The organism is Microcoleus sp. w1-18aA5, assembly GCF_036701705.1.
In the GTDB taxonomy this organism is placed as follows: Bacteria; Cyanobacteriota; Cyanobacteriia; order Cyanobacteriales; family Microcoleaceae; genus Microcoleus.
Genome location: NZ_JAUPTE010000117.1, coordinates 1 through 14,815, shown reverse-complemented (window position 1 = coordinate 14,815; position 14,815 = coordinate 1). Strand labels below are relative to the sequence as shown.

At 44.7% G+C, this 14,815-nt stretch carries 11 protein-coding genes and 1 pseudogene; 8 read left to right on the top strand and 4 right to left on the bottom strand.

What is annotated here, in order from left to right:
• The 7 genes and pseudogenes from Q5691_RS26160 to Q5691_RS26130 all read left to right on the top strand — a co-directional run.
• Positions 1-613 (top strand): annotated as a pseudogene (locus Q5691_RS26160) (chromosome partitioning protein ParA); the annotation flags it as partial.
• 118 nt (positions 614-731) lie between these two features.
• Positions 732-2,810: a glycosyltransferase gene (locus Q5691_RS26155; RefSeq protein WP_333348010.1), complete on the top strand. Its 2,079-nt coding sequence runs from the start codon at positions 732-734 to the stop codon at positions 2,808-2,810.
• Positions 2,811-2,831: 21 nt separating this feature from the next.
• A complete protein-coding gene (locus Q5691_RS26150; RefSeq protein ID WP_333348007.1) occupies positions 2,832-3,299 on the top strand; it encodes a hypothetical protein in 468 nt (155 codons plus the stop codon).
• Positions 3,292-3,693, top strand: coding sequence for a hypothetical protein (locus tag Q5691_RS26145; protein ID WP_333348004.1), 402 nt, complete (start codon positions 3,292-3,294; stop codon positions 3,691-3,693). Before Q5691_RS26150 ends, Q5691_RS26145 begins: the two co-directional genes overlap by 8 nt.
• Before the next feature lie 56 nt (positions 3,694-3,749).
• Entirely contained in the window at positions 3,750-5,006 is a 1,257-nt protein-coding gene (locus Q5691_RS26140) for a glycosyltransferase (RefSeq protein ID WP_333348002.1), read from the top strand.
• Between the two features lie 67 nt (positions 5,007-5,073).
• Positions 5,074-6,327, top strand: coding sequence for a glycosyltransferase (locus tag Q5691_RS26135; RefSeq protein WP_333347999.1), 1,254 nt, complete (start codon positions 5,074-5,076; stop codon positions 6,325-6,327).
• 43 nt (positions 6,328-6,370) lie between these two features.
• Positions 6,371-7,573, top strand: a complete 1,203-nt coding sequence (locus Q5691_RS26130; protein WP_333347996.1) for a glycosyltransferase family 4 protein — start codon at positions 6,371-6,373, stop codon at positions 7,571-7,573.
• Between the two features lie 56 nt (positions 7,574-7,629).
• Here Q5691_RS26130 and Q5691_RS26125 read toward each other — a convergent pair whose 3' ends face one another.
• The 4 genes from Q5691_RS26125 to Q5691_RS26110 all read right to left on the bottom strand — a co-directional run bounded on the left by Q5691_RS26125 (position 7,630) and on the right by Q5691_RS26110 (position 13,309).
• Positions 7,630-7,908 carry a DUF4214 domain-containing protein gene (locus tag Q5691_RS26125; RefSeq protein ID WP_333347993.1) on the bottom strand — a complete coding sequence of 93 codons (279 nt, stop codon included), beginning with the start codon at positions 7,906-7,908 and terminating at the stop codon, positions 7,630-7,632.
• Between the two features lie 92 nt (positions 7,909-8,000).
• On the bottom strand, positions 8,001-10,715 hold the full coding sequence (locus Q5691_RS26120) for a tetratricopeptide repeat protein (RefSeq protein ID WP_333347990.1): 2,715 nt from the start codon (positions 10,713-10,715) through the stop codon (positions 8,001-8,003).
• 477 nt (positions 10,716-11,192) lie between these two features.
• Complete coding sequence (locus Q5691_RS26115) at positions 11,193-11,795, bottom strand: 50S ribosomal protein L25/general stress protein Ctc (RefSeq protein WP_333212987.1); 603 nt, start codon at positions 11,793-11,795, stop codon at positions 11,193-11,195.
• Positions 11,796-11,980: 185 nt separating this feature from the next.
• Positions 11,981-13,309 carry an adenylosuccinate synthase gene (locus Q5691_RS26110; protein ID WP_333212988.1) on the bottom strand — a complete coding sequence of 443 codons (1,329 nt, stop codon included), beginning with the start codon at positions 13,307-13,309 and terminating at the stop codon, positions 11,981-11,983.
• 399 nt (positions 13,310-13,708) lie between these two features.
• Here Q5691_RS26110 and Q5691_RS26105 point away from each other — a divergent pair, with 399 nt between their 5' ends.
• Positions 13,709-14,761, top strand: coding sequence for an adenosine deaminase (locus tag Q5691_RS26105; RefSeq protein WP_333347988.1), 1,053 nt, complete (start codon positions 13,709-13,711; stop codon positions 14,759-14,761).
• Positions 14,762-14,815: the final 54 nt, after the last annotated feature.

Here is a 14,815-nt window from a genome sequence, read left to right as displayed (position 1 = left end):
GGAGCAATCTCAAACTCAACTGCACCAGACTCAGGGAGAGTTGGAGCAATCTCAAACTCAACTGCACCAGACTCAGGGAGAGTTGGAGCAATCTCAAACTCAACTGCACCAGACTCAGGGAGAGTTGGAGCAATCTCAAACTCAACTGCACCAGACTCAGGGAGAGTTGGAGCAATCTCAAACTCAACTGCACCAGACTCAGGGAGAGTTGGAGCAATCTCAAACTCAACTGCACCAGACTCAGGGAGAGTTGGAGCAATCTCAAACTCAACTGCACCAGACTCAGGAAGAGTTGGAAACGTTGAAATTTCAGCCACTCGCCCGGCAGGCTGATGTACAGACTAAGACGCAGTACGAATTTTTATTGTGGGAGGCGTGGTTCGCCTATCACAAAGGCGATCTGAAAGGAATGGCTCACTTTCTCAAAGAATCTTTCAAGTGTACGCCTTTCTCACCAACAGAAACTGTCTTGAACTGGTTAGAAAGTTTAGCACATTTCTCTTCAGACAAAGGGTATAATTTTGATACCAACTCTCTGATTAACTCAGTGGAATGGAAAGAGTTGACTCGCCGCACTTTTATTGGAAAGTCACGCTTTCTAGACTCTAGATAGAAAATGCAAGCAGGGTGCGCTGCGATCGGCAACAAAGCACTAAAAATTACACCAATTCCACAGTCCAAGGTGTTTTTTCTCAAAAAACATCGCCCAAATTATCAACAACAAAAAAATTATGTTAAAAAAGGTACTGAACTCTTCTTTGGGCATTAACTTTGTAGGTCATGTCAGCGGTGAATATGGGCTTGGGGAAGCAGCAAGAGGCGTCCTTAGAGGTATGGAATTCGCAGGCATCCCCTTTACCTTAAATGATATAAAGGTAGATTGGCATCGAAATTTAGACGATACCTACACGGATTTTTCACAACAATGCCCATATCCCACCAACCTTGTTTTTATAAATCCCGGCGATGGCATGATAGAAAGTCTGGGATCCGGATATTTTGAAGGGCGATATAATATTGGTTATTGGTCTTGGGAATTGCCAATACTGCCCCGCGTTTGGCAATATGCTTTTGATCTATTTGATGAGGTGTGGACTTTAAGCAATTACACTGCTGAAGCAATTTCCCGTGCATCAACAATTCCCGTTGTCAAAATAGCACCAAGTATTTATTTTCCACCCACTTCATTGAAAAGAAAAAATTTAGGATTGCCTGAAAGCAAATTTATTTTTCTGTTCATTTTTGACTTGCACAGTACATTAGAGCGTAAAAATCCTTTAGCTATTATTGAGGCATTTCAACAAGCTTTTGGAAAATCTAATGAAGATGTATCGCTGGTCATCAAGTTCTCTAATGGAGAGTTTCATCCACAGGAGCGAGAGCAACTTTTGAAGCAGGCAGAAGGCTACTCGTCAATTAGCTTTATAGAAGGTCATTTAAAGAAAGAAGAGATTCATGCTTTAGTTAACAATTGTGACTGTTATGTCTCGCTGCACCGTGCTGAAGGTTTTGGTTTGACGATGGCTGAAGCGATGTACTACGGCAAGCCAGTCATTGCTACCGGGTACTCAGCTAATATGGAATTTATGAATGTAGGTAATAGTTTTCCGGTAAAATATCGGCTAGTAACAAGCCCTAAAAATAATGGTCCTTACCCTCAAGGAAGCATCTGGGCAGATCCCGATATCGATCACGCAGCTTCATTAATGCAGTATGTGTTTCAAAATTATAACGAAGCTGGGAAAGTAGGAACTAGAGCTATTCAGGAAGTAACATCTATACTCAGTCCGCAGGATGTTGGTAGCAAAATTAGAAGTCGCCTTGAATACATTATGAAAATCAGGATGCTGCGAGAATTAGAGGGCAACGAAATTCAACTGCCCCTATTCCAGGATGAATCATTTTTACAAGAAACTGAGAGCCTCAATAACTCAGGTTTCTTGGACGCTGCTTACCGTGCTTACCTGAAGCGCGAAGCAGATAGAGAGGGCAAACAAAACTACCTAAAGGCTTTTGATGACGGCAACATAACGCGCCAGCCATTGCTCGATGCGATCAGAAATTCATCAGAATTTGAATCTGTATGGAAACTGGTCGCAAAAGAATTGCTACCCTCAGCCGCAGGGGTAGAAATCATTTCAGTCCACGTACCGAAAACAGCAGGAACAGCGTTTGGTGAGATTTTGCAGCAAGTTTACGGTACAGAGCGAGTTTTTTGTGATTTGAACTCAGCGGGATTAGAAACTATATTGAAACAAGGCTCTATTACACTGAAAACCAAAGCAATTAACGGACTGTTTCCTGCTGTGAGGTATGGAGAGTGTTTATTGTATTCAGTACCGCCGAAACTAATAGTTTGGTTGAGGCATCCGATTATGCGTCTAATTTCTTCGTACTGTCACTCTCTTAGCATAGCTAGTGAGGCGACTCAGAATAAATTCCAAAACGTCAGTCACACAAAACAGGAGTTGCTGGAATTTTCTAAGAAGCATGAAACCCAGAATTTGATGTCTAGGTGCGTTCAGGGAATGAAGCTAAGTGATTTTTACTTTGTTGGCATCCAAGAATTTTTTCAAGATGACATAAGCGACTTGAGAGAGATGCTAGGTTGGCCAGAGGTAGAAAATCGTTGGCATAACAAAAATAGATATCCAGGGTATCATGCTTATGTGAACAATGTGTTGGCTGACAATAATTTGGTAGCTCAGCTAGCCGATCTCAATAGGGAAGATATAGAACTTTATGAAACTGCATTGAAGTTGAGAGAGCAGCGGAAAGAGGGGACTAGAATGCTCTCAGTAATGCATTAGCAATTAGAGATGGGTGATATTATGATTCAACAAGACCCTCTGAAAACTACCGTTAAGCGGCAGCCAGTGAGTGTCAGCGACGAGCCAAGCTTAACCAATCCCGCCTCGCAGATGGCCACAGAGGCCCAGTGCCGATCAGATGCCTTCTACTATTGGTGTCAGGAAACTCGTCTTCCCCATGAGCCGATATTCCATCGAAAACTGTGGGAATACGCCTATATCCTTCAGTGTCTGTCAGAGACAGGGATGATGTCACCAGGCAGGCGCGGGCTCGGTTTTGGTGTCGGCAAGGAACCGCTCGTAGCTGTAATGGCTGCGCGAGGCTGCGAAGTGGTGGCCACAGACTTAGATTCAGAGGAAGCCACGAAGCAGGGATGGGCTGATACCGGTCAATATGCAGCCACCCTGGAGGCGCTTAACGATCGCGACATTTGTCCCCCCCCATCGCTTTTCGGCACTGGTAAAGTACCGGATAGCGGACATGAATAAAATAGCTCCTGATTTGGTCGGCTTCGATTTTGTCTATTCGTCTTGCGCTTTCGAGCACGTCGGCTCGATCAAACTGGGGCTGCAATTCGTCAAAAACAGCCTTAAGTGTCTGCGTCCGGGCGGAATAGCAGTACATACCACCGAATTCAACGTTTTTTCTAATGACGCGACGATCGACCACCAACAGACTGTACTGTTTCGACGGCAGGACATCGACAGACTCGCAGCAGATTTGACAAGCCAAGGACACGAAATAGTCCTCAACTACAACACTGGAAGCGGACCATTCGATCGTCACATAGACGTACCGCCCTGGTCGGAGATACACTTAAAGCTTCAGTTAGAAAAATATGTCACAACCTCCTTGGGGCTGCTCATTCAAAAGGCTTCATAGATTAAATCGTTTTTCAACCCTATTCAGACATTTCTACTCAGCAGAAAGCAAGACGAATGTTAAATCATCAACTAAATAATTCTTTGGGTGTTAATTTAACCGGCCATATAACCGGTGATTTTGGGCTAGCGGAAGCCGCTAGAGGAAATCTCAGGGCCCTAGAAGCAGCCAGAATTCCCTTGGCGGTTAAGGATCTGAAAATAGATTGGCTACCCAACTCCGATACCAGCTACAAAAAATTTTCCGACGACAATCCATATCCAATCAATATAGTCCAAACCAACCCCAATTGGGTTGAGCAGATTTTAGCCGGGTACTTTCCCGGCATTGGTTCTGAATATTTCAAAGGCAAATACAATATAGGTGTCTGGCTATGGGAACTGCCCGTATTTCCCTCTGAATGGCAGTGGGCCTTTGATTTATTTGATGAAATCTGGACTACCAGTAATTTTTGTGCAGAAGCATTTACGACTGTTTCCCAAGTTCCTGTACTCAAAATTCCTGTTAGCCTCGCCTTTCCGCAACCTCTATTAACAAGACAAAACCTAAACTTACCCAAAGATAGGTTTATTTTTCTTTTCATGTTTGACTTTGGTAGTTCCTTTGAACGAAAAAATCCCTTTGCCACCGTTGAGGCTTTTAAACGGGCTTTTGGTAAATCGAATCCAGATGTTTTACTCGTTCTCAAGTTTGCTAATGCTCATCTTTTTCCACAACGGCGACAGGAACTAATTGATTTAGCTGAGGGTTGGTCATCTCTTCAGTTTATAGACGGACATTTGCAAAAAGAAGAGATTCACGGCTTGGTTAATAGTTGTGACTGTTATGTGTCTCTGCATCGGGCTGAAGGATTCGGTTTAACAATGTCGGAAGCCATGTACTACGGCAAACCAGTAATAGCCACCGCCTATTCATCTAATATGGAATTTATGAATGTTGGCAATAGTTTTCCGGTTAAATACGAACTGGTGACAACTACTGAAGATTATGGAGCTTACCCGAAAGGTAGTGTCTGGGCCCAACCAGATATCGATCATGCTGCGTCTCTCATGCAGTCTGTATTTGAGAATTATCAGGAAGCTCAGAAAACAGGAAAAAAAGCAGCCAAGGAAATCAGGTCTTTATTAAATCCTCAAGCTGTAGGTATAAAAATAAAAAATCGCCTTGAATTTATCATGGCACATCTCAATCATACCCAGTTGTCAAATCGGTTCCATGAACTTCAGACAGAAAGAGATCTATTGGCTCGCCAAGCCCAAGCTTGGAGACAGACAGCATTGCAGGTACAGAAAGAGTTAGCAAAATACTCTTAATTTCAACCACAATAGCACTTAGTTGTCAACCATTTATTCTAGATATTTTTTAATTAAAAAACGAACCATGTTCAATCAAACAATAGATTCTAATTTCGGCATCAATTTTATTGGACACCTGAGCGGTGAATATGGTCTGGGAGAAGGTTCGAGGGCCACTCTCCGAGCGATCGAAGCGGCTGGAATTCCCTTTGCACTGAAAGATATTAAGGTACATTGGCATCGAAATTTAGATAACAGCTACACAAGTTTTTCCGAGCAAAATCCCTATCCGATTAACCTGATCCACACTCTGCCAGAACCCATGGTTTTCAACATGGTTGATCGCGAATGCTTTAAAGGTCGATACAATATTGGCTTCTGGGCTTGGGAACTGCCGATATTTCCTCCAGGATGGCTGTACGCTTTTTCTTTATTTGACGAGATATGGACTTATAGCAATTACTGCGCTGAAGCGATCGCGCCCGTATCCCCCGTCCCTGTGATTAAAATGATGTCCAGCCTTGAATTTCCCGAACCGTCATTTGAGAGAGAAGCATTAGGATTACCCCAAGACAAATTTATTTTTTTGTTCATGTTTGACTTCCACAGTACCATAGGTCGCAAAAATCCCTTTGCTACTTTGGAGGCATTTAAGCGAGCTTTTGCTCAATCGAATGAAGATGTCTTACTGGTACTCAAGTTTTCTAATGGCAGCTTTTTCCCGAAAGAACGAGACCAACTCAAAGCGCAAGCAGCAGGCTGGCCAGTTCATTTTATAGATGGGCATTTAAAGAGAGAAGAACTTCATGCTTTAGTTGCCAATTGCGACAGCTATGTTTCCCTGCACCGGGCCGAAGGTTTTGGTTTGACAATGGCGGAAGCTATGTACTACGGCAAACCCGTAATTGCGACTGGCTACTCATCTAATATGGAATTTATGAATGTCAGCAATAGTTTTCCAGTAAAATATGACATAGTGACGCTGACAGAAGATTATGGGCCTTACTTTAAAGGTAATTACTGGGCAGATCCCCATATCGATCATGCAGCATCATTAATGCAGTATGTTGTTGAAAATCCCCAAGCAGCCCAGCAAGTAGGAGCAAGAGCAGCTCAAGAAATCAAGTCTTTACTGAGTCCTCAACTTCAAGGCATCAAAATCAAAAATCGGTTGGAAATCATTAGAAACAGAATGAACCAATCTACAAACTGGTCAACTCGTATCCATCAGATGCAGCAAGAGACGGCTTTGGCCCACTCCCAAACCCAAGTTTGGAGGCAGACAACACAACAAGTTCAATCTGAACTAGCGCAACACCACAGGCTTGCTAAAACTTAAAAAGTTTAATGTACTGTAGATATTTGTTATTAGGAGTTCAATCATGTTCAATAACACAAATTTTAAGTTTGGAGTTAATATTATCGGTCATGTGAGTGGCGAGTTTGGCTTGGGCGGGGGTGTGCGAGGAACTATCAGAGCGATAGAAGCAGCTAATCTTCCTTTTACAATCAAGGATCTGAAAGAAGATTCGCAACGCAACTTAGATTCTACATACAGCAATTTTTCCAGCGCTCATTCTTATCCCATTAATATCGTCCATACCAACCCACACGAGTCCTTGTTGAATTCTATTGATCCTGAATATTTTAATAATTGCTATAATATAGGTTTTTGGATTTGGGAACTTCCGGTATTTCCTGATATTTGGATGGGAGCTTTTAATCGATTTGATGAGGTTTGGACTTACAGTAATTATACTGCTGAAGCCATTTCCGCTGTCTCCCCTCTCCCCGTTGTCAAATTACCCCCTAGCATTTATTTACCGCCCAACGAATTGGGCAGAGAAGCTTTAGGACTACCCAAAGACAAATTTATTTTTCTGTTCATGTTCGACATGGGCAGCGGTTTTGAGCGAAAAAATCCTTTTGCTACCATTGAGGCGTTTAAAAAAGCTTTTGGGAAGTCTAATGAAGATGTTTTACTGATTATTAAGTTTAGACCTCATCCTTACTATCAAAATCAGTACGCTCAACTAAAGGCAATGACAGAAGACTGGCGATCAATTCAACTTATCGAAGGGCATTTGAGCAAGGAAGAGGTTCATGGCTTAGTAGATAATTGTAACTGCTATGTATCGCTACATCGGGCTGAGGGTTTTGGTTTGACTATGGCAGAGGCAATGTATTACGGCAAGCCAGTCATAGCTACCGCCTATTCATCCAATACCGATTTTATGAATGTCGGCAATAGTTTTTTGGTAAAGTACGATTTAGTGGCAACTACTGAAGCTTACGGACTTTACCCAAAAGGTAGTATCTGGGCTGAGCCGGATATCGATCATACAGCTTCGCTTATGCAGTATGTTTGTGAAAATTATCCGCAAGCACAGCAAGTAGGAGCGAGAGCAGCTAAGGAGATTAGGTCTTTATTCAATCCAGAGGTTATTGGTCAAAAAATTAGACATCGCCTGGAATATATTATGAGGACAATAGAAGAGAAAAAGTTATTTGAATCACAAGCTCAAGCTTGGAAACAAGCAGCGATGATTGCTCAACAAGAATTAGAGAGCTTTAAGTTGACATAGCCCAACTCTCAACCGTAACAAGACTATAACAGGTGGCAGCAGTGTTCTCACCATTTTCATGCTGGCGGAAGTTTCTGGTCTAAAATATATACGCTGCTTGCTTCACCTGACAGGCGTGTTTGAAATTCACTTGACTCAACCATCTTTTGGATGACATCAGCTCGATTCAAACCAGCCTTGATATCGTTTAACCAACCTTCTAATCCATCGGGATCTGCTTCACGTTCAAAGATTACCCAATAGGCCATCCACAGATAACTCTTGTCGCTTTGAGCATGAATAGATAAAGTCTTTTGGATATTGGATTCTCGACGCTGAGCTTCTTCCGGTGTCATTTTAGTTTCTCTAAATTCGATTGACTTTGGTAAAGTAATAATATTTATTATCCCACATTAGGCTGCGAAATGTATACCACTTCGCGGTCTAATTAAAAAATCTTGGGTTCTAGCTCTAAGGCGTGACGGTAACAAGAACTAGCCTCATCTATTTGCCCTTTCTTAGTCAATACTTCCCCTAAATTATAGTGGAACCATGAGAAATCTGGTTTCAGTTTGATCGCGCGGCGATAACAAGTGATCGCTCCCTCCACATCTCCTTGATGTCGCAACATATCCCCTAAATTGTTATGGATATACGGATCGTCAGGTTTTAGCTCGATCGCGCGACGGTAACAGTTCATCGCTTCCTCCCGCTGACCTTTTGCACTCAAAGAATCCCCTAACAATTGGTAAGATTTATACTCATTTGGTTGAACCTCAATAGCACGCCGGTAACAAGCGATCGCCCGATCTGTATCATTCTTTTGCGCGAAAAGCAACCCCAACTGCAAGTGCGCCTCACCACATTCGGGATTTACTTGCAATGCCATCTGATAAAAGACGATCGCCCCATCCGGCCAACTGTGCCGCACCAAAGCATTAGCCAACTCAACATAAAGGTCAGCATCATTCGGCGCAATCTCCAGGGCCTTGTGATACAACTGCACGTCATCAGGATTCTCCTCAATAGCGCGCCGGTACAAACGCATCGCCTCCTTCAAATCCCACTGCGATCGCATCCTCAAAGCATCAGCCAACTTTTGCGAAAGCCACGGCAAATCCGCCTGAATTTCCGCAGCGCGGCGGTAAGCGGCGATCGACTCATCCCACCGTTCCAGCTTCTCAAAAGCCGTTGCCATGTTGTAATAAGTCCACGGAAAATCAGGATTTAACTCGGCCGCGCGTCGGTAAACATCGATCGCTTCCTCCCACCTTTCCATTTCTAGCAGCACGTCGCCTAATTTGCTCTGCGACCAGAAGAAATTCGGATTAACTTCGTTAGCACGTCGGTAGGCCACAACCGCCTCATCCCAACGTTCCAAATTCACCAGCGCTTCTGCTAAATTGTTGTGCGCCCAAAAATGGTCAGGATTGAGTTCGATCGACCTTTGGTAAGCCGAAATTGCCTCATCCCACCTTCCCAGCTTAATCAGCGCGTCTGCTAAATAGTTGTGCGACCAACTGAAATCTGGATTTAATTCTGTTGCTTTCCGGTAAGACTCTACAGCTTCTTCCCACCGTTCCAACTTCAGCAACACATCGGCTAAATTGTTGTGAGACCAGCTAAAATCAGGATTTAATTCGATCGCCTTGCGGTAAGCATTTACAGATTCCTCCCACCGTTCCAACTTAACCAGCGACTCAGCTAAATTGTTGTGCGACCAAGAAAGATCGGGATTGTTTCTAATGGCATTAGTGTAAGCTTCTACCGCCGCTTCCCACTGTTCTTGACCCTTAAGAATTTCGCCCAATTCGTGATAAGCTGCGCCAGCATTTGGGTTCAACTCAACCGCGCGCCGGTAACAGTCAATTCCCTTGTCTACCTTACCTTGCTCGAGCAAAGTTTTGGCTAAATTTTCGTGTTCCTCGGCGGTGCCGGATTTCGGGTCGATCGCAAATGCTCGATACCAAGCCTCAGCCGCCTCCTCCGACTTTCCTAACTGAGTTAACAGTTTTGCAAAATTGCGGAAAGCACCGGCAAAATCTGGTTTCAGGGCGATCGCCTTTTCGTAAGCAGAAACTGCTTGCTGCCACTGTTCCTGCTGCGCGCAAATGCTGCCGAAATTAGCATAAGCTTCGGCAAAATTAGGGTTAATTTCTATTGCTTTGACATAGCAACTTTTAGCTTCATCAATTTTCCCGCCAGCTTGCAGCGCGTTGCCCAGCATTTTGTAAAGCGGCGCTTCCGGCTTAATTTGCAGCGCCTTCTTACAAGCTGCGATCGCCTGTTCCAATTTGCCCTGAGCAAAATAGCCTTCTGCCAGTATTTTGTATGCTTCTGGATCTTCTATATTAATTGTAGAATTAACTGCCTGCTGAACTGGCGGCTTAACTGGCGGCTGCACTGCCTGCTGCACTGGTGGCTTAACTGCGGTTGCTGCAGGCTGCTGCTTAACTGCACCGTTTGTCGTAGTTGCACCCGCCAAAGTTTGCTCTCCCTCGCTGCCATTTCTCGCATTAGCTGCGTTCAGTTCAATAGCTTTGCGATAATATGCTGTCGCTTCCTCTAACTTGCCTTGTTTTTTGAGCGCTTCGCCCAAATTTTGGTAAGCCGTCGCCACATTAGGATTTAATTTTATAGCGCGATCGTAACAAGTGATCGCTTCGGGGAATTTTTCCTGCCGAAAAAAAGCATCGCCCATATTCAAGTGTTCCCCAGGCGCTACTTTTTCTGGTTCCAAACTAAATGCTTGATACCAGCACTGCTGGGCTTCTTCCGGTTTGCTAATTTGTCCGAATACTTTTGCTAAATTCCGGTACACTCCCGCGAAATTCGGCTTAATCGCGATCGCCTTTTGATAAAATCCGATCGCCTCCTGCCATTTTTGCTGTTGCGCGCCAAGGCTGCCCAAATTCGCATATACTTCCGCAAAATTCGGTTCTATTTCAATCGCTTTAGCGTACCAGTGCCGCGCCTCTTCCATCCTGCCTTGAGCTTGCAGCGCGTTGCCCAAAGTCTTGTAAGCTGGTGCAAAATTGGGGTGAATCTTCAAAGCTTGCTCGCAGGAGGCGATCGCTTCTTCTATTTTTCCTTGGGATAAGTATGTTTCTCCCTGTTGGTTAAATTGAACCGCTGTTGATTCTGTATTCACTGTTGATGGCATATGGGCGGCGGCTCCAGAGGCAGGAATTAAATAGGGTAGTCAAAACGTTTCACAATTATACTCGCGTTTGACACTAACAGAACCGGACTTGTTCCCCCAATTCTTAATTTTTTTGACTCCCGGTGCTGGTGAGGAACCGGGATTCTCGGCTAATTTTTTGATTTTACGGCTAAATATGTAAGAATCAGTACGGTTTCTGGGAGATTTGCGCGCCAGTCCAGACTTTTTCACCTTCGGGTCGATCGCCCGTGTTGTAAAGGAAAGTAAACACGGCAGGTTCTTGCTTGTGGGATGCTTTGTTGTGGACTGGGCAAAGGAACCCGCCTAAAAAAATATTACAAAACAAACGGCGCCCGATGTGCGATCGAACCTAAACGAAAATAGCCTTTTTAGCAAAAAACGATCGCCCTTTTGGGAGAAAGCGATCGCCCTTTTTTTTCAACAATTAATTAGTTAACAACTATTAGCAATTACTAATTAAGCTGCTGCTGCCTCTTCTTCTGCGTCTTCTGCTTCAGAACCTGCTTGAATTCCCAGCACGCTAACAACCACCTGATCGGGTTCGCCGAGAGCTACCACTCCTGCAGGCAAAACTAATTCGTGAATGTGCAGCGCATCCCCAACCTTTAAATGAGAAATATCTACTTCAATTGCTTCAGGAATGCTGTCAGGTTTGCACTTAGCTGAGAGTTGCGTCAGCACGGTATCCAAAATGCCGCCTTCTAACTTGACGCCGACGGGTTCGCCAACAAAACGCAGTGACAATTCAACTTCCAGGCTGTCTTGAGTTGCCACGGAGAAAAAGCTCAGGTGGTAAGGATAGCCCTTCCAAGGATGAACTTGAACTTCCCGGAGCAAGGTTTTTCCGCTCCAAGAGAGGTCGGGAATGCTGAGGTCAATTAGGGCATTGTTGACTACGTGCTTTTTGAGCAGGTGTTCAACTGTTTTGGCTTTGATGGTAAGGGAAATGGATTCAGAGCCTTTGTGACCGTAGAGGACGGCGGGAATCAATCCAGAGCGGCGGAGGGCGTTAGGTTTGCTGCCTTCTGCCCGCTTTTGACATTCTACTGCGAGTTCCATTTTATGACTTTCTGCTGATTGTTTTTACATTTTATCAAATTTATGCTAAAGCGATCGAACTTAATTAAATTAGCTAAATATTTGATAATAATTGGGAATTGGAAATTGGGAATTTGGCTATTCTCCGAATCTCGGCATGTCCAACTTTCCCAATCTCCCCCTCACTCTTTCCCAATTTAAAATGGTTAGGCTGGAGTACCGTCTGCAGAAAGCAAAGCGCGTTTCGGGCCGTGAATCGGGTCTTCTACAATGATAGTTTGGTCACGACTGGCTCCGAGAGAAACGATCGCGATCGGCACTTCCATCAAATCTGCCAAAAACTTCAGATAATTCAAAGCTTGCGGTGGTAAATCTTCCAAATTCCGGCACTCTTCCGTAGACTGTTTCCAACCGGGAAGGGTTTCGTAAATAGGTTGGCACCGAGCAAATATCCGGGAACTTTTCGGGAAATCAACACATTTTTCGCCGTCAATTTCGTAAGCAACGCAAACTTTTATTTCTTCTAATTCATCCAACACATCTAGTTTGGTAATTGCCAGACAGTCAAGGCCGTTGATGCGGACTGCGTAGCGGCCGATTACCGCGTCGAACCAACCGCAGCGGCGTTTTCTGCCCGTTGTCGTGCCGAATTCTGCACCTCTCTCGCCCAAAATTGCTCCTATTCCATCTACCATTTCAGTAGGGAAGGGGCCTTCTCCGACGCGGGTTGTATAAGCTTTTGCTACGCCAATTACGCGATCGATCGCTGTTGGGCCGACTCCGGTTCCCACACAAGCACCGCCAGCGATGGGATTACTGGAAGTAACGTAAGGATAAGTACCGTGGTCTAAGTCTAATAAAGTGCCTTGCGCGCCTTCAAACAGAATATTTTTCCGCTTCTGAAGTCCCTCATAAATCTTCAGGGAACTATCAACTACGTGCGGCCGCAAACGTTCGGCATAAACTCGATATTCATCAATTACGTCTTGCGGATTTAAAGGCGGCAAATTGTAGAGTTTTTCGAGAAGGACATTTTTACAATTAATCGTCCATTCCAATTGTTCTTGCAACCCTTCCAAGTCCATTAAATCTAGCATCCGAATGCCAGTGCGTTCCGACTTGTCGGCGTAAGTAGGGCCAATGCCGCGTCCCGTCGTCCCGATTTTATAATTTCCCCGCTGGGTTTCCGATGCTACATCAATTAATCGATGATAGGGCATCGTTACGTGAGCCGTCTCCGAAATCATCAGGGAGGTTGTCGAAATATTCAGTGCCTCTAGCTGATCTAACTCTGCAATTAAAACTTTCGGGTCGATGACCGTGCCACAGCCGATAATACACTCTTTATCAGGGTAGAGAATTCCGGAGGGAATTAAGTGCAGCTTGAAAGTCTGACCGTTTACTACCACGGTGTGACCGGCGTTGACGCCCCCTTGGTAGCGGACAACGATATCTGCGGATTTGCTGAGCAAATCGGTAATTTTGCCTTTTCCTTCATCGCCCCACTGGGCGCCGATCACAACTACGTTAGCCAAGGGTTTCTCGCGTTCAGTTCAGGTTGACACAATCTCCGATTATGTACGAATGCGTCCCGGATGTCAAATAAATTTTTGTTACAATTGAAAGACGTGAGGCTGTATTGCTCTCATCAACCCACTTCCAGCACTATCGGGGGACTTGGGAAGGGAGAGCCCCATAGGGGGAGAATGGGAGAGGGGAGAATGAGAGAGGATTTGATGAGTTTTTATGGGAATCCAATGTGCAGCTTAAATGTGGAACAGTTTACCTGCTGGAGGTTGTTGGCTGGTATGTGGGAAAACCCGGTTTCTGACCACTGATGCGTATAGGACTAAATTACAAATTCTTCAATCCTTCAATTCTTCAATCCTTCAATTCTTTCAATCTAAAATCTAAAATCTAAAATCTAAAATCGCATGACTTTACACGCTGAGTTGCACCGCCATCTGGGTGGTTCTGTCGTTCCTAGGGTGCTGTGGCGGTATTTCGATCGCCACAATGCTGAGATGGTTAATCGATTTCAAGAATACTCGGAGTTTGAGGAGTTTTACACTCGTCCGCGCAATACTCTCAATGAGTATTTGGAACTGCACACGCTGGTAGAAAGCGTTCAAACTGTTGAGACGTTGCCTTATTTCATCTATCGGTTGATGCGGGGCGCTTACGTGTTTGAAAATCTGGCTTATTTGGAGTTGCGCTATACGCCTTATTTGCGGACTCCAGAACATTTGAATCAGTCAGAACGCATTGATTTGATGGCAGAAATTGTACAAGTTGTGGGCAAGGCAAGTCAAATTAGCGATTGTCCGATTGTTACTAGCCAAATTTTGTGTATGCACTCGCGTTTACCCTATGAGGTGAATCGGGCGATCGTAGATTTGGCGGCCGGGATGGGAGAATATGTTTGTGCGATCGATATAGCTGGCGGCGATGATTGTATAGGCGATCGTTTGGAGGAGTTTGTCGGATTGTACCAGTACGCGAGGTCGATCGGCATCAAAACTACCGGCCACCTCTACGAAACTACCTCTGGCTGTTATCCCGAACTTCTGCCCTATCTGATGCGTATCGGCCACGGGATTCAAATTCCGTTAAAATATCCCGAATTGCTGCCAGAAGTCGCGCGCAGGGGTCAATGCTTGGAGGTTTGCCCAACTACCTATCTCAAAACGGGGACGTTGCAAGATATGCGCGAATTGAAGATTGTGTTCGATCGATGTTTTGAAGCTGGTGTCGATATTGCCATTTGTACCGACAACGCGGGATTGCACAACGTGCGATTGCCTTTCGAGTACGAGAATTTGTTAACTTTGGATATCATTGATTTTCGGCAATTGCAAGCGTGTCAAGAGGCCGCTTTCCGCCATGCTTTCGCGTGGCCCTACGGGGAGCGGCCTGTGAAAATGCTGACCGGTTTGTTGCAGCATGAGTCTGTGGGGGCGATCGTTAATCTGAAGTTCCCCCAGTAGGGGGAATGTTCAAATCTCACAAACCCTTGCACTACAAGGAACGATCGCCTTTTT

Excerpts from the sequence above, each read along its gene's own strand:
- Q5691_RS26155 (WP_333348010.1), top strand. The coding sequence starts at position 732 with ATGTTAAAAAAGGTACTGAACTCTTCTTTGGGCATTAACTTTGTAGGT.
- Q5691_RS26150 (WP_333348007.1), top strand. The coding sequence starts at position 2,832 with ATGATTCAACAAGACCCTCTGAAAACTACCGTTAAGCGGCAGCCAGTG.
- Q5691_RS26145 (WP_333348004.1), top strand. The coding sequence starts at position 3,292 with ATGAATAAAATAGCTCCTGATTTGGTCGGCTTCGATTTTGTCTATTCG.
- Q5691_RS26140 (WP_333348002.1), top strand. The coding sequence starts at position 3,750 with ATGTTAAATCATCAACTAAATAATTCTTTGGGTGTTAATTTAACCGGC.
- Q5691_RS26135 (WP_333347999.1), top strand. The coding sequence starts at position 5,074 with ATGTTCAATCAAACAATAGATTCTAATTTCGGCATCAATTTTATTGGA.
- Q5691_RS26130 (WP_333347996.1), top strand. The coding sequence starts at position 6,371 with ATGTTCAATAACACAAATTTTAAGTTTGGAGTTAATATTATCGGTCAT.
- Q5691_RS26125 (WP_333347993.1), bottom strand. The coding sequence starts at position 7,908 with ATGACACCGGAAGAAGCTCAGCGTCGAGAATCCAATATCCAAAAGACT.
- Q5691_RS26120 (WP_333347990.1), bottom strand. The coding sequence starts at position 10,715 with ATGCCATCAACAGTGAATACAGAATCAACAGCGGTTCAATTTAACCAA.
- Q5691_RS26115 (WP_333212987.1), bottom strand. The coding sequence starts at position 11,795 with ATGGAACTCGCAGTAGAATGTCAAAAGCGGGCAGAAGGCAGCAAACCT.
- Q5691_RS26105 (WP_333347988.1), top strand. The coding sequence starts at position 13,709 with ATGACTTTACACGCTGAGTTGCACCGCCATCTGGGTGGTTCTGTCGTT.